The sequence below is a fragment of the Neobacillus drentensis genome, from assembly GCF_021560175.1.
In the GTDB taxonomy this organism is placed as follows: Bacteria; Bacillota; Bacilli; order Bacillales; family Cytobacillaceae; genus Neobacillus; species Neobacillus drentensis_A.
The window spans coordinates 3,114,610-3,132,433 of sequence record NZ_CP091110.1 but is presented as its reverse complement, the minus strand read 5'-3'; the positions used below and the strand labels follow the sequence as shown (position 1 = coordinate 3,132,433).

Below are 17,824 nucleotides of genomic sequence, written 5' to 3'. Positions count from 1 at the left end.
CCCTATCTTATCACTGAGAATCATATCTAATTGTATTTAGGTATCTCTAACACTAGTTTATAGGAATCTATTAAATTATATAAATTATATATTTGCGAAACTTGTTTTGCTGCCCAGCCAATATCAGTAGCATACTGATGGCTAGCATTGCCCGTTGTCGCTACAGCTTTCGGATTCCATCTCATTTTATAAAGCGTATCTTGTCCTGCATTAATATAGCCATTGGCAATGAATTGGGCTCCGCCAATAATAGCCGCTTCAGGAGTGAACCAACCAGCATTATAAGCAAATTGAGCTCCACTGGTAACAGCAGAATTGTCATATGCACCAATTCCGTACATATTATAAACCGTTTTACCATTTATTTGGACACCGTTTGCAAGCTGGGATGTACCATTACTCGTTTCTAATAGAGCATGAGAAATAAGATACATTTCATTTATGCCATATTTAGTGCCAGCCGAAATGAACGTGGAAGCTAACCCTACCAATATGCCTTTTCCGGTTAAAATTCTTGCGTTTACTTCATCAGCATTAAGACTTGCGGTTACGGATAGTTTTAGAAATTGCAGCGAGTCTATCGTCTTACCTTGAAAATTTTTCGGATCCAAATAATAACTTACATCATCCGGGCTTGCGTTAACCCAAGTTTTATCATAAGCAATTTGGTACCAATTATAGCCATCGGATCCCTTTACTTTATTTAAGAGTTGAACACTCTGCTGGTTCGTTACCTGGCCGATGACCCAATAATTTGTACCAGCTCCCCCTCTTACATTCCAGCTTCCTCCATTGACGATGGCAGCTGTAGAACTAGTCACCTTTAATGCATCTTCCCTAATGAAGGTATTATACTTCTTATCTGTTTGCGGATGAACAGCCATCTCTGTTTTTACCATGTCTGCTAAGCTAGTAGTATAGTTTTCATATGTAACTTCAGTTGAACTAGCTGTGGTATTCGGATTAAAGGGTGCTGTTACTGATAAGTACCGAGTGCTGACGTAACCAGTTAAACCATTGGCTGTTACTTTCGCCCAGCCATTATCCTCTGATAGGACAGTGACAACGGTCCCCCGCGCCAGCTTTGTAATAATGGCTGCATTTGCTGAAGCGGATGCGCGCATATTTAAGCTGGAGCCATAAATCACATCTACGTATTTTACAACCTTTTCCCCATTAATCTGTTCTGAACTGCTATCTGGGCTTGTACTGGATGTTGAGTCTGAACTGCTATCCGGGTTCGTACTGGTTGCTGAATCGGAACTGCTATCCGGGTTCGTACCGGATGTTGAGTCTGAACTGCTATCCGGGTTCGTACCGGATGTTGAGTCTGAACTGCTATCCGGGTTCGTACCGGATGTTGAGTCTGAACTGCTATCCGGGTTTGTACTGGATGTTGAGTCTGAACTGCTATCCGGTTTTGTACTGGATGTTGCATCTGAACTGTTATCCGGGTTCGTACTGCCTGCTAAATCGGAGCTGCTGTCAGGGTTCGTATTGGCTCCTGAATCAGAATTGCTTTCAGACCCTGTCGTGGAGTCTGTTCCAGGTGTAGGTTTTGTATCAGACAAAAAATCAGCACTAACATATCCAGTTTGTTCATAAACTTTGATTTTAGCCCATCCATTTGAAACGGAATAAACGGTTACTTCTACCCCTCTTGATAACTTAAGCAAAATAGATGCATCTGAGGAGGCGCTTTTCCGCATATTTAAGGAAGAGCCTACACTGACATTTACATATTTTTTGGTTGTTTGCTCCGCTCCTGATGTAGTACCGGTTGTTGGTTTAGACGCTGTGAGAAACTGAGCGCTTACATAACCCTTCTGCCCATTAACTAGTATTTCCGCCCATCCGTTTGACTCGGAATATACCATTACTTCTGTTCCATGTGTAAGTTTTGTCAATATGGCAGAACTGGTGGAAGCACTTTTCCGAACATTTAAGCTGGAGCCAGAAGTAATATTTACATATTTTGCTACAGACGGATTAGCGGTTGGAGTAGAATTATTTACAGTAACTTTTGGGTCTGTTGGTGATAGAAAACTAGAGTTAACATACCCCGTTTTTCCATAGACCGTGATTTTTGACCATCCTCCCGCTTCGGAAAGAACTTGAACAGCAATCCCTTTGGCAAGTTTGACGGTAATAGATGCACTGGTAGAAGCTCCATTGCGCATATTCAATGAGCCGCTGGAAATATTGACATACTTGGTTGTCGTTTGAGCCGCAACTGGCGTAGTAGTACTGCTCGGATTTGCAGCCGATAAAAAGCTCGCGCTGACATACCCGTCTTTCCCATTGGCCTTCACTTTCGCCCAACCGTTCGCTTCGGAGTAGACGGTGACTGCGGTCCCTTTCGAAAGAGTCGCCACAACGGAAGCGCTGCTAGAAGCTCCACTTCGTAAATTCAATGAGCCGCTGGAGACATTGACATACTTGGTTGTCGTTGGAGCCGCAGCTGGTGTAGTGGAACTGCTAGGATTTGCAGCCGATAAAAAGCTCGCGCTGACATACCCGTCTTTCCCATTGGCCTTCACTTTCGCCCAACCGTTCGCTTCGGAGTAGACGGTGACTGCGGTCCCTTTCGAAAGAGTCGCCACAACGGAAGCGCTGCTAGAAGCTCCACTTCGTAAATTCAATGAGCCGCTGGAGACATTGACATACTTGGTTGTCGTTTGAGCCGCAGCTGGTGTAGTGGAACTGCTAGGATTTGCAGCAGATAAAAAGCTCGCACTGACATACCCGTCTTTCCCATTGGCCTTCACTTTCGCCCAACCGCCCGATTCAGAGTAGACGGTGACAGCGGTTCCTTTCGAAAGAGTCGCCACAACGGAAGCGCTGCTAGAAGCTCCACTTCGTAAATTCAATGATCCGCCTGAGACATTGACATACTTGGTTGTCGTTGGAGCCGCAGCTGCGGTAGTGGAACTGCTAGGATTTGTAGCAGATAAAAAGCTCGCGCTAACATACCCGTCTTTCCCATTGGCTTTCACTTTCGCCCAACCGCCCGATTCAGAGTAGACGGTGACTGCGGTCCCTTTCGAAAGAGCTACCACAACCGAAGCGCTGCTAGAAGCTCCACTTCGTAAATTCAATGTGCCGCTGGAAATATTGACGTACTTTGTCACTGCCTGTTTGGCGCTGACTTGTGTTAAGCTCGAGTCTGCAAAAACAGCTTTTTCAAAAGCAACCGTGGAGAGTACAGCGAAACAAAACGTTGGTAATATCGCCTTCTTTACCACTTTACCCGTCAACCGATAATCTTCAGAAAATTTTTTCTTACGTGTTATTCTTGTTGGTTTCATTGCTCCTCCTTCAAAAAATATGATTATAGTAAACTTCCTCTATTTCATAATAACGGAAAAAGAGGAAGAAATTCAAAGGATTTTGCCAAATTTACGTAAAATTTGGGTAAATTTGCGGAAAAATAGGAATCCTTGGTGGTTGATTTGAACTATTTGATTGCCTCCTAGGAAATGGCCCCACGATCTCTTTTTAGATAGATGTAAATGAAAGGTTTTACGAAATTATAAAAATTTAGTTATTATCCAATAAATGAAAAAAGCCCACTTAAAAAAATTAAGTGAACCGAAAATGTAACCATTCTTATGCCTTTCCAACTGAGCTGAGGTCGCTCATAAGTTTGCAAACGTTGTGGCGATGGTTGTATATCCTGTAGATTGATAGATTCAACCATAATTATGACTTACCTCACCTGTTCTGCCAACAAAAAAGGCAATCACGAAAACCGAATGTTCTTTAACTAACGATCCGTTTAGTGAAAATAAATCCATTACATTTTTATTAAGATGCTTTTCCCTTCTCGTCCTTAAATTCCAAGCTTTTTGCGGGTGAACCTCCTCTAAAGACGACTAGGAGAATGATAATAATCAGTAAAACAAGGCTAACCGTCCCTTTGTCTATTCCCAGTCCACCATGGGCTTGAGACGCTGCTAACCAATCCGAGAACGAAGCACCTACTGGTCGAGTCATGATATAGGCGAACCAGAAAGCAAAAATTTCATTAAAACCAAAGAATCGGTAACCCAAAGCTGGAATAACTAGCAAGATACTAAATAACAAACCTGAAGATAAGTAGCCCAAGTGCATGCTTGAGGCGGTCATATCCCCTGCGGCGGTACCGAGTGCAAATGTTACCAGTACAGTAAGCCAGTAAAAGATCTCGCGGCGACGGGTGAAGATGCTGTGTACGGACAGAGTTTTTTCTTTGGAATACCAGGTTATGAGAACGGCAGTGAGTGCGCCTATAAAGACAATCGTTGAAATGATGTAGGGAATACCTAGTCCGACCCGAACCACATCTGCAGCCATTGTGCCAAATATACTAACCATAATGACAACTAACCAGTAGACCGCAGGTATATATCGACGTACTTTGAACTGTAAGATCATGGCGGCTACAAAAATGAGAACACTTAAAGGTGCTGAAATGAAAGGATTTAGATTCTCGAATAAATAATCAGATGCCACCTCACCCATTCCAGTAGTCAGAAGCTTAGTAATCCAAAAGTAGAGTGTGATTTCCGGAACTTTAGCAAGCATTTCTTTAGACTGATTCATTGTGATTGATAAAGACTTGTTCATATTACGACCTTCTTCCAATATCTTTAATGACTATCAAGCAACTTTTTAGTTCCTTTTACTTCTTTAATTAGCACGTTTCTTCCCTCTTAAAATAAAATTAAATAGTTTGCCTGTATATTTTAAAAGGGAACCGCTATTTACGATTCCTAAAAGTTTTTATTTATTTGCACCGTTAAGGACGCTTAGCGAATGGTTTAGGGAAACTTTACACTTGCTGGCAACTGGATTAGCCGAACGAGCAGCTGCTAATACAACGTCAATCGTACCATCAATTTTAGTCCATGTGGTGCCATCGATCTTCCTAAGCTTAGCTTCTGAAGTGTCCCATTGATGTTCTAAAACATCCGCACTTGTTTTAGCCGAACTAAAGTTTTTTGAGTTTACATCCGTTAGCATATCATTTTCAATTTTAATAAATCCTGTTAATTGTCCACCTAATGAAGTGTGCGAAGAATCTGTTTGCGATGCGATAGCATTACTTTTCCACACATAACCTCCAATACCAACCATTAAGAAAATACATAGTGCCGCAATGGTTTGTGTCATAACATTTTTCTTGCTTCCAATAGTTTGATTTGTTTTTGCTGTTTCACTTTTTGCCTTAATATCAATTTTTGTAACAGCAAGAAAAACGATGATCGCTAAGATAGCAACTAGAAAAATGACACTAGTCACAGTTGTACCCAATCCTATCCCGCCATTAACTTTTGGTTGAGAGAGGAAATCTCCTAATGATGCACCTAGTGGACGAGTCAAGATATACGCAATCCAAAATGCTAGTACACCATCTAGTTTCATTTTCCATGCTATGAATATACAAGCGATAATAATGATTACTGTTATACCTGTATTAAGATAACCAAGACCTAGTTGTTCGGAATATAAGTCACCTACTGCCGTTCCGAGTGCAAATGTAAATAGAATGGTGAGCCAATAGAATACTTCTCTTTTTGTTGTATAGATTGAGTGGATGGAGAGTGTTTTTTCACTTAGGTACCAAAATAGAAAAGTTAATCCCAGAAGAACAGAAAAAACAGCCGTGCTTACCTCAAGAGGTACACCTATCCCGTCTGTTAAATTATCTGTGACCAATGTTCCAAAAACGCTTATAAGCACAACCGTTGTCCAATAAATGGCTGGAACGTATTTCTTTTCTCTAAATTGAAGAAACAATACAATGAAAAACGCTATTCCTATAATGATCGTAGTGTTAGTTAATCCAAATCCAAGGTTGAAGTTAAGGAAATCGGCAAATGTTTCACCGACAGTTGTACATAAAATCTTAATAATCCAGAAGAAAATAGTCACATCTGGGACCTTGCTAAACAATTGTTTTACGGTCGGTCCTTGTCGTACCGTATTTTTAGGAACTGATAATTTCTTTGACAAAAGCCCATCTCCTTTTTTTAAACCATTATTATCTAAGCCATATTTTCATCACTAAACTCAACTATAGTATAATGATTTTCAATGTTTATTAAGGAGAGATTAAATCTATCTTAAGTGACTATTAAATTTCTATCATTTTTTATTAGTGAAATTTTAAGAACTATTCCGTGTAGTCATATAAATCTTAGAGGTGAAAGATGAGTGATTTAACAAAAAATGTTGATTAGAGCTATGCAGCACAAACGGGATGGAAAAATGGAAGGGTAAACATACGGTATTTGCTGATTAGCAAATATCCAGCAAAATGTTTCATTATTATCAATGTAATTATTTAACTATTGTGACCATTAGCACAAAAAAACGGGATCCCGCAACCATCCCATCTTTAACATTAAAAATTAGGGGTATAACTCAAGTTAAGGGAAATGTTATACAATACAAAAAAGATTAGGTAATCTTTATATGAACATTTTACTTTAATAAATGATTAATATATGAATCGAGGTTTTGAGTGATGAATTTAAAAAAGCAACTTTTCATTGCATTTCTAATAAGTTTCGTCTCACTTTTTGGATTTGGCATTATGGCACTTCTTGTTAGTAAACATGCCATACTTACCTTCGACGGAAGAATTATTTCTTTTATCCAAGGTTTTGAAGCCCCAATGCAAACAACTATTATGAGAATTTTCTCATTTATTGGTGGAACCATTCCTGTAATAGTGATTTCGCTTTTTGCTATTATTTTTCTGTATAAGGTATTAAAACATCGTTCAGAACTTGTATTATTTATTGCCGTTATCTTAGGTGCTAATATTCTCTTTGCAACATTAAAGCAGTTGTTTCATAGAGCCCGACCAGATTTACATCGCTTAGCCGAAGTAAGTAATTACAGTTTCCCTAGTGGTCATGCAACCATGGCGTTCGCATTATATGGAGTTCTGACATTCTTGTTATGGCGACATATTTCTTCCCGATTAGGGCGGACACTTTTAATCATTTTAAGTGGGTTTATGATTGTAACCATAGGAATAAGTCGTATTTACCTTGGAGTTCATTATCCTAGTGATATAATCGCGGGTTACTTTATTAGCGCCTTCTGGCTGACCTTTGCAATTGGTTTTTATCAAAGATATAAGGAAAGACAATATAAAAAGAATCTAACAAATTAGTAAAAAAGGAATAGCTCCACATCGATGGCTATTCCTTTTTTGCATCAGTTATATACGGAGGATAAACATAAGCAATGTAGAAATAATCGGAAGTAAACTGCTTACACAAAAAGCTGTAAAAGCCCCAGATGTTTGCCACAAAAATCCTGCCATTACACTAGCTGGTAATGAAGATATACCGGTTAATGCATTAAATGTTCCCATAGCCATTCCTCTTTGTCCTTTTGGTACCATATCTCTACATATGCCTTTTGAATACTTCCGTGGTTGCATAGTACAACTCTTTCCTTACGGATTCCTTCATTCACCTCTTTAAAATTATAGTAATCCTTTTTCAAAGAAACGGTAGTACTAACACTTTATTCATATGGAAAGACACAACAGGTTTTATTTCTTTTTAATAAACCGCTGTCTTTTTTTCCAAAAACTAAGGACAACAACCAACAACAATAAAGAAATTAATATTAAATAAAAACTATACTTTGACACATAAGATCCAACTAGATTCCAATTTTCACCTAACTTTGTACCTAAAGTAATAAAAGTAAAGCTCCATATTACCGCTCCAATATAGGAAAAGATAACAAATTTTCTAAAAGGATATTTATTTAATGCTGCAACATACGCCGTAAGATGGCGAACCCCGGGGATAAAGTAGCCAATTAACAAAAGAATCGGTCCGATCTTTAGAAAAAGTTTCTGCGTTCGATTGATTTTTTCTTCCGTGATATGAATCTTTGTTCCATACTTTTTTATTAAAGGCAATCCAAATTTATAACCAATGAAGTAACTAAGTGAAATCCCACCAATTGACCCCGCAAATGCACTAAATAAAGAAAATATGTATGATAATTTATTTTGATATACGTTATAACCTACATAGGCTAGGAGAACCTCATCGGGTACAGGAAGTCCAATAATTCCTCCTACTAGCAATAGAATGATTCCGAAATATCCAAAATGTTCAATTACAAAATCTAAGTGTTGCTCCACTTTTACATCTCCCTAGATCGTAATTTCTCAAAATCAAAAGCTACTGAAATAGTCAGCAGTTTTATAATATTTTTTAGAATACCTTCTCCTTACAATTAACTAATTACTCCATTTCAAAATGTAATTTATTAATCATTCATATAGAAAACTAAGAGTTTTCTATATGACCCACCTCAATTAACCTTCTTTATGGTGCCTGCCTGCACAATATAGGTTGAAGCATCTTTCCGCCCCATTGATCAAAATATTCTCCAATGGTTTTGCTCTAAGAAAGTAACTATAATGTGGTCATTCTTGGGAAAAGCTACTATGTGAGGTTGGTTTACACCAATATATAATCATTACCCTATAAACGAAGCAATAATCCAAATAAAATCATTTCATATGTATAGGTGGAAAAATGTTCTTATCTTATCCCATTCTGGCTTTTCTTTTGGGTATGTTAATTGCCCAATTCGTAAAGATTCCAATTCACTTTTTGACCTCAAGGGAATTAAGGTGGAAATTGATGTTTATTTCTATCCCTTTAAATAACAAGGAAAAAAATTTAATGACCTAATCATCTAATAGATTAGGTCATTAATTTTCTTTTTCCCTTTCATTTTCAAAATTTATTTTTAGATTATAAAAGGGTAAAAATAACTATTTACCGCAATAGTGTATTTACTGAGGAAAAGGGATCACAGTGCACGAAATATAAACATTCAAATCTTAATACATAAATTGAAATAAAGACGAGAGGATGTTTAGTATATTAATTAAAACTTGTGATGATTAATTGATATTTGTGTTACATTAGTTAATTAGGAGGTGAAAAAATGGATCAACACCTACATCATGTAGAAGAACATTTTTCTGGATCTGACTTCATTCGAGATGTTGTCATTGGTATGTCAGACGGATTGACCGTACCGTTTGCATTGGCTGCTGGTTTGTCCGGTGCTGTTGATACATCAACATTAATTCTCACTGCCGGAAGTGCTGAAATTGCAGCAGGGTCAATTGCAATGGGACTTGGCGGATATTTGGCAGGAAAAACAGATGCGGAACATTATGAATCCGAACTTGCCCGTGAACGGCGTGAAGTAATAGAACTACCAGAGCGTGAAGAAGAGGAAGTATCTGAAATTTTCAGGGAATATGGGCTTGAAGAAGACCAAATCAAATCGATTACTGAAACCATGAAAAAGAACCCTGAAAAATGGGTGGATTTTATGATGAAATTTGAATTGGGGCTAGAAAAGCCGGAGCCGACAAGAGCGAGAAACAGTGCGATTACCATTGCTATATCTTATATTGTCGGAGGGGTAATCCCTTTGTTTCCATATTTTATCTTTCATAAACCTGCAACAGCATTAATGGTTTCTGTTATTGTCACACTGATCGCCTTACTGATTTTTGGATATGTAAAAGGAAGGTTTACAGGAACTTCTCCGGTAAAGAGTGCATTTCAAACAATGATTACGGGAGGACTTGCAGCAGCAGTTGCATTCGGTCTAGCAAGAATTCTCACCTGATAGTTGAATTCGTAAGTGGTAAACAATAAATACATTCATCCCCAGCCTAATGGCTGGGTCAATTTATGTGGGGCAATGGATATTTGCGAGGAAGATGTGCTGAGGAAAACCTTAACAATAGATTGACTTTATGATGAGGGCAGAGCTAGGTTAAGCATGTACTTGCCCGATACTTCTGCACATTAATTTTCAAGGCGCTAGCTATTATGAAGGATACCATTAAATATGTAAGTTTAGACGTTTCAAAAGAAAAAATTGCCGATGTCATTGCAGATGAAGGTCGTGATGAGTCAAGGTATTGGGGGAATGATTCCTAACACTCCGGTATCCATTAGAAAGTTAGTAAAAAAGCTTGGAGAAAAAGAGAATCTTCGAGTGTGTTATGAAGCTGGTCCTATTGGATATGGTTTGGCGTTTCAACCCCCAAAAAAAGTACCGCCTTTTTTCGGTTAAACATTCTCTGTCTTTTTTTATGCTTATATTCTCTGTTTGCATTATTTATTTTATTGTCCACTCATATTGGATATCAGGTAAATTTTCCTCATTTTCGTGTCCTCTACCAATGATAGTAAATCCATTCTTTTCATAAAATCGTTGTGCGTTTTCATTTACTTCAAATGTATATAATGTTAATCTCCCACTTGATTGTTCTTTTACCTTTTGAAGTAATGTTTGACCTATACCCACTCCCTGATAGCCAATATGAATATAAAGTTGGCTTATCTCTATTTCATTATAGGCAACCATTCCAACTACTTTGTCATCAATTAGCGCTAAATCTATTTGATACTGTTTGGGTAATATATTATTTAAAAAATTAACATGACTTTTAAAACTATGATTTTCTTTCTGGCCAATAGCCCCTTCCTTACTATCTCGCCACATTTCCACTGTCTGTTCAGCGTACTTTGGAATATACTGAGTTATTATGAATTTTTGTTTGTTCACTACAATACCTCCTTTTGTTTATGGAATACATTAATAGGATGGTAACTTTTATTAACAAGACAATATGCTATTCGTTGATTAAAAATCGTGAAATCTAGGTCTTGGTATAAGGGTTAATTCTTAGGTTGCATTGTTCTTATCCTAAAGTTCAAATCAGAAATTGACCCTTTGCTTTCCATTAAGTATAGAGCTGCCAGATTCGATGGCTATTGATGCATAGTCATTGAATCTGGCAGCTCTATTTTAATGAAGGCTCTATTAAAATTGGGGAGCGCCTATAAGTTATCCTTTTGGGATACCCCATTTATATTCATAGAGAACCATATTCAAAGTCCTCATTTCGATACTCCGCCTCCTTCGTATCATTAAGTAATCTCCTATATGGTCTGAAACAGTTTCACTAAAATTGCGCGCTTGCCATTTTTTTTAGATCTCAATGTATAGATTACCCTCATATTCTAAATAAAGATAGTCTCATTAAAATAAATGTGATCCCGTAAAAATTCCGGGAGCTCTAGAAGTGAAGGTAATTCTGCAAGAGTCCCCTGTGGCTTAATTTTTGTATCCAAAATGTTGTAGCTCCATTCAATTGTGGAGGGTATATAAATTGCATTTATTCCCAAGTCGATTGCCTGCTTAATATCAGTTCTAAGTGAATTTCCAATCATCCAAGTAGAGTTCTTTTCGGCGCATATTTTGTTTAATACTTTTTGTAAGGCCATTTTATTTTTGTTTTCAAAAATAAAAATACCTTCTTCGAAGAAAGGCTCCAAGTCTAACTGCGTAATTTTTCTGCACTGGTTCTCTATATCTCCTCCTGTGTATAAAAAGAGTTGATGATGATCTGCTTTTAACTTTTTTAATACCTTATACATATGGGGAAGCGGTTCTACTTTGATTTTAAATAAACTTTGACCCATTTCATGAATGAGCTTAATCTCGTTTATCCTTAATTCTTTTTTGTATTTTTTGCAAAAGTGCATATACGTTGCTTCAAGTGTTTCTGGATATTTTGATGAGTGTAAACCGTACTTCTCCAGATAGTTCAAATGGTATTCATTGTGTTTTTCCTTGATTTCTTCAATCGGTACCTGCTCGAACCATTCCTTTAATTGTTTAACAAATTCATTTTCTGCCCTCTTGAAGTATTTGTTACTGCGTATTAACGTATCGTCTAAATCAAATATCAAGGTTTGTTGATTCATAAACCAATTCCCCCTTAATACGATGTAATTTATAATATGACTTTTTCATACTACCAATGATTGTAAGGCAATTCCCAATTTCAAATTCATCCTATTGTATTAGAATGAATCTTGTCTCAATGAATGAAAAGTATTAGTCGAATTTCTACCTATGTGTAATTGGTTGGATAAATTTTTAAAAATATACGTGAAAAATTTTTTCAAAAGGTCCAATGAATATTCATTTGGGATAATTTCAAGAAACGGCATGTAAACGTTTAGGATGTATAAGTAAAAAAAGCCTATTTCCTCCCTATTTTAGCGAGAAATTAGGCTTATGTTTTAAATCCCTCTTCTACTAACCTGCCTTTAGATCAATAAAGAACTTGTATTACAAATGAGGGAAAAGACCTTTTATACCTTCTGCAATCATCTGGATCGAAATAACAGCAAGGATCAAACCCATTAATCGTGTTACAACATTTAAACCACCTTGTCCAATTTTGTTAATAACAGGAGTTGAATAGTAAAACAGCACATAAGAAAGTGCTAATACTAGCGCAAATCCAATAAACACAAGGATTAAATTGGAGATGTCAAAGGAACCGGAACCTGTGTGAGCCATAACCGTTGCAATCGTACCAGGACCAGCCATAATAGGCAGCGCCAGAGGAGTAATCGATATATCCTCCTTTTCTTCTGCTTCCTTTTTTTCTTCAGAATGCGGTGTCTGCGCGTTTGAATTCTTTGCATGTAAAAGATTAAAAGCAATTCCGAAAATAAGAATTCCTCCAGCAATTCGAAACGCATGAATCGTAATACCGAATATAGAAAATATAAAGTTGCCTAGCACCAGAAATACGGTAAGAATACACAAGGAAACAATTGCCGCTTTCCTTGCCGTATGTTTCTTTTGCTGTTGAGAATATCCGTTGGTAAGGGAAATAAAAATTGGAATATTCCCGATCGGATTCATCACAGCGAAAAACGATACAATCATTTTAAGAAGTAGACTAACCAAAAAGTTCCCTCCTAACTCACTTTAACCTTTTTTGAATTCATCTTTATATATTACCCACATTGAGAAAACGAAACAATTTAGCAAGGATAACATTAAACAAGTCACTTCAAAAAAGAAGGCTCTGTTATAGAATATTGTTAATAATTGATACCTTTCCAAATTCATAGTATTCTTACTAAGAACAAACATTCGGGAGAGGTTTTAGATGGAAAAAGCGTAGCCGCAGTAACGAAAACACTAAGCAACATATTAAAGAACTTTTGCTAACATCATTTGTATTTAAGATGACAGAGACTTATGATAGTCTGCGTTTGTCTAAATTCAGGTATAACGCTTTTTCAACTACGGTTTAGTACAGTATAATTTAAACATTTCATATATTTTTGGAGGGAGTTATGATTTTAGTCAGTTCTTGTTTGGCGGGATTAAAGGTAAGATATAACGGTACACATAGTTTAGATGAAAGGTTAGCTAAATTAATCGAGGAAAATAAAGCCTTTACTGTCTGCCCTGAACTACTTGGAGGATTTTCAACCCCAAGGGAACCTGCTGAAATAATTGGAGGAGACGGAGAAGATGTACTGGATGGAAAGGCTAAGGTTGTGGAGAAATCGGGAAAAGATGTTACCGAACTTTATATAAAAGGAGCGTATGCTGCTTTAGAAATGGCTAAAAATACTAATGCCACATTAGTTGTTCTAAAAGAGAATAGTCCCTCCTGTGGAAGTACAATGATTTATAATGGTGAGTTTAAAGGCAAGAAAGTTGTTGGAAATGGAGTTACTTCATCCTTACTCAAAAGAAATGGATTTCAAGTAATTTCAGAAGAACAATTTGTTGTAGACCTCCTTTGAATACACACCCAACGGAGGCTTTATTAAAAAAATAGGGAAACCCATAATAAAACTGGGTTTCCTTTAATTTTAACTAATAATTATCAACATTAAAATTTAACTAGGCCAAAAAGAAAAGCGCAAGGCGTCCGTCTATCAGCGACAAGCACAAGACGGGCCTGATGAAAGGTTGTTCTTTAACCTTTTGGGCAGATCGGCTTATGACCTACCTCGACCCGATCTTGGAGTAAATTTCTGATCGTACACGTTCTTTCGTTAGCAAATGGGCGTAATCACCCTATTTATTCCCCTACTAAGCCATCACCATCGCGATCATCCATATATTTGTAGAGCCATGAATCCCGTGTAATTGGCATTTTAAAGCCAGCAGCTTTAGCTTCAGCAATCGTAACTTGGCCATTATGATTGGTATCTACCTTACTAACATCTTCATTACTATTTACCGGTTGGTTCGTTGGTACATTGTCAGTTTTCGGTGGCGTACTGTTGGTACCTGTCGTTTTCCCTAAATTTTTGTTCACTTCATCTGGGTTTACATTGTCAAATTCATCAGTAATGCTTCTGCCCTGAATTTTGTATGTGAATTTATAATGGTTAGGAATTTGCGTCTGAGTATTTGGATAGTGAATCACCGCTACGAAATCAGTACAACCTCCTGCATCTCGAATCACTTTTTCCATATAAGCTTGATCGCCGTGCCTATTGAGAATGCTGTTCTGAGGTGTAATGTTATAGGCGTTTGATACTCCCCCAAGCGAGTCAGCAATCACATGCCCTTTATCCAAGTTAGGACTCTCTGTACCAGGAACATTTGCTTCATCAGGGTAATATCGACCTGATGACAAAACATGATCAGTCTTCGAATTTTGAAGTGTTATAGTTTTCGCCTCAACACGAATGAGCTGACCGTATTCGTTTGTATACGCCCAATATTCCCGATCTCCAAATCCGACATCTACTTTGACATTCGGCCGTCTAGATCCTGACATATCCCCGCCGTTTACGACAATTAGGGTATATTTGCTGTCATCAAATCCGTCTGTTGTCCCTGTTGTCTTTAAAGTACTAGAGGCAGGAGCACTTTTGTTGGGTTCACGATCACTCGTTGGTTTTTCTGTCTCATTGGCAGATGGACTCTTATTGGCTTCAACATTCTTAGAAGCCGTGCCCGCTTCGGATTGCTTTGATGAATTTTGTTCAGTCATTTTTCCGCAACCCACAAATACAGATACTAAAAATACAGTAAATAAAATCAGCAATATTCTTTTGTTCACACTTCTGCACACCTTTCTCATGTTGCTGCCCTAGACAAGTCATATGCCAAAGGATCTCTCCCTTGACATCTGCTTACACAATCTATTCTTTTTTAAGAATCCAATTCTGCTTGATCATCCATTTCTTTTGCCGAAGCTACTTCTGAATAGGAAGAGAAAATCTCCCTATGGAATAATGGATCTTTAGGGACAGGCCTTTTCTCACCATAGAGTGTTAAATAGATCGCCTCTATTTCTTCACCTGTCAAGTCACCCTGTTTCACCAGCTCCGTTGCAATCGCGTGGACAAATTCACTATGGTTCTTTACCAGTTTCTTCACTTTGTTCATTTCATTGTTTAATAATTCGTTGATTTTAGGACGAAGTGCTTTAAGTCCTTCTTCCTGTGAACCAACCGCAAGCCAGCTGAACAATTCTTCTCCCATCCCGACAGCCCCGAGGTAGGCGCCGGCAAGTTGTGTGGCCTGCCTTAGGTCGGAGGTTACTCCGTTAAGTTTTTTACCCAGGAACTCCTCTTCGACAGCACGTGCGGCAAGACAAACCTGGATCTCAGCCAACATCTCACTATCACTTCTGTTATACCTCTCATGAGTCGGCTTGGTGGCAGCTAGTCCAAGGGCGTCTCCCCTGCGGATAATCGTTACTTTCCAAAGCCTTTCGTGCGGCTTCAGAAGGAACTGAGCCACTGCATGTCCCGCTTCATGGTAAGCTACGTTTCGCATTTCATCCTTGCTCATGGAACGAAGCGGCTGTTTGAGTCCCCATTCATAGGTTTCCATCGCTGCTCGGAAATCTTCGTAATTCGTAACAGAAGCTCCGCGTTGATGAGCGATGACAATGGATTCATTCACAATGTGTTTGATCTGCGCAGGACTGTAGCCGATGGTATCGAGCGCCACACGTTCTGGAGTCAGATCCGGGTCACGTGTTACTTTTTGAAGATAATACTGGAATATGTCGACACGGCCATCATAATCGGGTGCATCAACCCAGAGTTTCCGGTCAAAGCGTCCTGGACGAAGCAAAGCTGTATCCAATACATCCGGCAGGTTGGTTGCACCGATGGTCAGAACGGGCAATCGTTCTGCCTTTTTCTTCCGCAGCCCAAGGGAGCGGAGAAGCTTGGCAAACCCATTGTTGTCCATGTTCGGTGGGTCCATTTGCAAGAGGAGCTCATTAAGCAGGCCGGAACCGCCCATGCCCATTAATCCTCCCAATCCGCCGCCGGCACTCCCTGTATTACGGCTCATCCCGATCGCATCAATTTCATCGATAAAAATGATACAGGCACCATAAACCTTAGCCAGCTTTCGTGCCTTTTTATAAAGTCCCATTACCTTTAGATTTCCGACACCGAAAAACATATTTTGAAAGCTTGGGGCAGAGGCATATGCAAACGGAACCTGTGCTTCGTTGGCAACCACTTGCGCAAGGTATGACTTACCTGTCCCTGGAGGTCCACAGAGTAATAAGCCACGAATGGCCTCGCCCCCCATTTCTTTAAATTCTTTCACACCTTTTAATAAGGTAACGATTCGCTTGGCATTATCGACAATCTCAGGGTTCCCCCGGTAATCGTCCCAAGTCGCCCCCGTTTCACCGGGCAAAATCCAATAGGTCCGTCCCCTTGCGAGAAACCAAAATAGGGCAACGAATTGAATAATCATAGCAAACATAGCTAAAAGCAGCTGCAGAGCAATACTAAAAATCGTGCTTGCTGCACCCCGCACTTGCTGCCCTCCAGTCAACAATACAATACCAACAATGGCAAGAGCTGCGACCCAGAGGAGTACTTTACGCCATTTGATCCATCGATATTTCCTCATGGTCCACTTCCTTTTTAAACTTACTTACAATAACCCTATCTATATATTAAATAAGGTGACGGAGACTGTAAAATTTAAATTATTACCAACGTTCAATTATTTTTCATGAATCATAAATAGTTCTACCAATTGTTTAAAAAAAGCCCCGTACAACCAATCTCATTACATTAAAGAAATTGGCAGCCTTTAATATTCCTTGCTCCGGTCCTTTACGCCTTACGATCCCATTTTAGAAAGATTTTGATGAAAAGTTTTACGATACTATAGAAATTAGTTATAATAGGAATAATAATGAATAAATTAAAAAAGACCAGACATGCAGCAACATGTCCGGTCTAGCAATAGACGGTTCCCTCTAATGGCAATCGACTAGGCAGGAATAATCCACCAGAGCATGTGAACTCAAGGGTGGATTATTTTTTTGATTTAAATGACAGTACAGCTACGATTAGACTTGCAAAAGTAATCGTAATCACTAAGGTTTCATAAACTGTCATTCAGCATCACCCCCTTTCTGTTGGGAGTGGCCGACCACCCTTGAGAAATCCTATTCTATTGCTTTACTAGTTTATCATATTCCTAGTAAAAAGAGAACTTATGTTCTTATCAAATCTTCTTATTAATTATTGTTTCTTAGTAAAAATATATTGCAAGAATCTTTTTTTGTTTATTCCGAGAAATTTATAATTTCCTAAACAAAAACAAGCTGCCCGTCTCATTCGAGAGGGGGGTTGGACTATTTTAGGGGGAATTGTACCTATTTGCACATTTGGAATTTGTTATCCTTAGGCCATTACGATGATATTAGAAAGGAAAACAAGACATACGGTGATAAATGGAAGAAGATTAGCCTTTAATGGGTCAGCCATCGGATTGTTTGGAACCTGGATAAAATGGTGGTTATTGTGCATTATCACACTAGCTTTTGGTTGTTTATTGCAATGGAAAAATGGAAAGTAAAACATACAGTATTTGTTGAATAGCAAATAAAGCCTCCCAACAAGGAGAGGCTTATTTTTATGCGATTAAATATTAGATT

Annotated in this window: 14 protein-coding genes and 1 pseudogene; 4 read left to right on the top strand and 11 right to left on the bottom strand. The window is 38.3% G+C overall.

Annotation, left to right across the window (positions count from 1 at the left end):
* Positions 1 to 26: 26 nt before the first annotated feature.
* From L1999_RS14520 to L1999_RS14510, 3 genes are all read right to left on the bottom strand, one after another.
* The gene (locus tag L1999_RS14520; protein ID WP_235739206.1) at positions 27 to 3,308 is read right to left on the bottom strand and encodes an SH3 domain-containing protein; all 3,282 of its coding nucleotides are present in this window, start codon (positions 3,306 to 3,308) and stop codon (positions 27 to 29) included.
* Positions 3,309 to 3,807: 499 nt separating this feature from the next.
* Positions 3,808 to 4,608: a COG4705 family protein gene (locus L1999_RS14515; RefSeq protein WP_235739205.1), complete on the bottom strand. Its 801-nt coding sequence runs from the start codon at positions 4,606 to 4,608 to the stop codon at positions 3,808 to 3,810.
* A gap of 156 nt (positions 4,609 to 4,764) precedes the next feature.
* Positions 4,765 to 5,997, bottom strand: coding sequence for a COG4705 family protein (locus L1999_RS14510; protein WP_235744192.1), 1,233 nt, complete (start codon positions 5,995 to 5,997; stop codon positions 4,765 to 4,767).
* A gap of 514 nt (positions 5,998 to 6,511) precedes the next feature.
* Between L1999_RS14510 and L1999_RS14505 the strand changes: the two genes are divergently transcribed.
* The gene (locus tag L1999_RS14505) at positions 6,512 to 7,168 is read left to right on the top strand and encodes a phosphatase PAP2 family protein (RefSeq protein ID WP_235744191.1); all 657 of its coding nucleotides are present in this window, start codon (positions 6,512 to 6,514) and stop codon (positions 7,166 to 7,168) included.
* Positions 7,169 to 7,216: 48 nt separating this feature from the next.
* On the opposite strand, the gene L1999_RS14500 is transcribed toward L1999_RS14505, so the two are convergent.
* Both L1999_RS14500 and L1999_RS14495 read right to left on the bottom strand, forming a co-directional pair.
* The gene (locus L1999_RS14500) at positions 7,217 to 7,372 is read right to left on the bottom strand and encodes a hypothetical protein (protein ID WP_235744190.1); all 156 of its coding nucleotides are present in this window, start codon (positions 7,370 to 7,372) and stop codon (positions 7,217 to 7,219) included.
* A 183-nt stretch (positions 7,373 to 7,555) separates the two neighbouring features.
* Entirely contained in the window at positions 7,556 to 8,161 is a 606-nt protein-coding gene (locus L1999_RS14495; RefSeq protein WP_235744189.1) for a DedA family protein, read from the bottom strand.
* 818 nt (positions 8,162 to 8,979) lie between these two features.
* Here L1999_RS14495 and L1999_RS14490 point away from each other — a divergent pair.
* The gene (locus L1999_RS14490) at positions 8,980 to 9,678 is read left to right on the top strand and encodes a VIT1/CCC1 transporter family protein (protein ID WP_235744188.1); all 699 of its coding nucleotides are present in this window, start codon (positions 8,980 to 8,982) and stop codon (positions 9,676 to 9,678) included.
* A 498-nt stretch (positions 9,679 to 10,176) separates the two neighbouring features.
* Here the strand turns inward: L1999_RS14490 and L1999_RS14485 are convergent, their stop codons facing one another.
* The 3 genes from L1999_RS14485 to L1999_RS14475 form a co-directional block, all read right to left on the bottom strand.
* Entirely contained in the window at positions 10,177 to 10,563 is a 387-nt protein-coding gene (locus L1999_RS14485; RefSeq protein WP_430540039.1) for a GNAT family N-acetyltransferase, read from the bottom strand.
* Positions 10,564 to 11,084: 521 nt separating this feature from the next.
* A complete protein-coding gene (locus L1999_RS14480; protein ID WP_235744186.1) occupies positions 11,085 to 11,831 on the bottom strand; it encodes an HAD family hydrolase in 747 nt (248 codons plus the stop codon).
* Between the two features lie 370 nt (positions 11,832 to 12,201).
* Positions 12,202 to 12,831: a MarC family protein gene (locus L1999_RS14475; protein WP_235744185.1), complete on the bottom strand. Its 630-nt coding sequence runs from the start codon at positions 12,829 to 12,831 to the stop codon at positions 12,202 to 12,204.
* Positions 12,832 to 13,226: 395 nt separating this feature from the next.
* Between L1999_RS14475 and L1999_RS14470 the strand changes: the two genes are divergently transcribed.
* The gene (locus L1999_RS14470) at positions 13,227 to 13,685 is read left to right on the top strand and encodes a 2-thiouracil desulfurase family protein (protein ID WP_235744184.1); all 459 of its coding nucleotides are present in this window, start codon (positions 13,227 to 13,229) and stop codon (positions 13,683 to 13,685) included.
* Positions 13,686 to 13,966: 281 nt separating this feature from the next.
* On the opposite strand, the gene L1999_RS14465 is transcribed toward L1999_RS14470, so the two are convergent.
* The 3 genes from L1999_RS14465 to L1999_RS29875 form a co-directional block, all read right to left on the bottom strand.
* Positions 13,967 to 14,890 carry a DNA/RNA non-specific endonuclease gene (locus L1999_RS14465; RefSeq protein WP_430540038.1) on the bottom strand — a complete coding sequence of 308 codons (924 nt, stop codon included), beginning with the start codon at positions 14,888 to 14,890 and terminating at the stop codon, positions 13,967 to 13,969.
* 161 nt (positions 14,891 to 15,051) lie between these two features.
* Entirely contained in the window at positions 15,052 to 16,785 is a 1,734-nt protein-coding gene (locus L1999_RS14460) for an AAA family ATPase (RefSeq protein WP_235744182.1), read from the bottom strand.
* A 413-nt stretch (positions 16,786 to 17,198) separates the two neighbouring features.
* Entirely contained in the window at positions 17,199 to 17,282 is an 84-nt protein-coding gene (locus tag L1999_RS29875) for a putative holin-like toxin (protein WP_430540037.1), read from the bottom strand.
* A gap of 220 nt (positions 17,283 to 17,502) precedes the next feature.
* Between L1999_RS29875 and L1999_RS14455 the strand changes: the two are divergent.
* Positions 17,503 to 17,768: pseudogene (locus L1999_RS14455) on the top strand (hypothetical protein).
* Positions 17,769 to 17,824 lie beyond the last annotated feature (56 nt).

Coding starts and splice junctions, on each gene's coding strand:
- L1999_RS14520 (WP_235739206.1), bottom strand. CDS start 3,308: ATGAAACCAACAAGAATAACACGTAAGAAAAAATTTTCTGAAGATTAT.
- L1999_RS14515 (WP_235739205.1), bottom strand. CDS start 4,608: ATGAACAAGTCTTTATCAATCACAATGAATCAGTCTAAAGAAATGCTT.
- L1999_RS14505 (WP_235744191.1), top strand. CDS start 6,512: ATGAATTTAAAAAAGCAACTTTTCATTGCATTTCTAATAAGTTTCGTC.
- L1999_RS14500 (WP_235744190.1), bottom strand. CDS start 7,372: ATGGGAACATTTAATGCATTAACCGGTATATCTTCATTACCAGCTAGT.
- L1999_RS14490 (WP_235744188.1), top strand. CDS start 8,980: ATGGATCAACACCTACATCATGTAGAAGAACATTTTTCTGGATCTGAC.
- L1999_RS14485 (WP_430540039.1), bottom strand. CDS start 10,563: ATGTGGCGAGATAGTAAGGAAGGGGCTATTGGCCAGAAAGAAAATCAT.
- L1999_RS14480 (WP_235744186.1), bottom strand. CDS start 11,831: ATGAATCAACAAACCTTGATATTTGATTTAGACGATACGTTAATACGC.
- L1999_RS14470 (WP_235744184.1), top strand. CDS start 13,227: ATGATTTTAGTCAGTTCTTGTTTGGCGGGATTAAAGGTAAGATATAAC.
- L1999_RS14465 (WP_430540038.1), bottom strand. CDS start 14,890: ATGACTGAACAAAATTCATCAAAGCAATCCGAAGCGGGCACGGCTTCT.
- L1999_RS14460 (WP_235744182.1), bottom strand. CDS start 16,785: ATGAGGAAATATCGATGGATCAAATGGCGTAAAGTACTCCTCTGGGTC.
- L1999_RS29875 (WP_430540037.1), bottom strand. CDS start 17,282: ATGACAGTTTATGAAACCTTAGTGATTACGATTACTTTTGCAAGTCTA.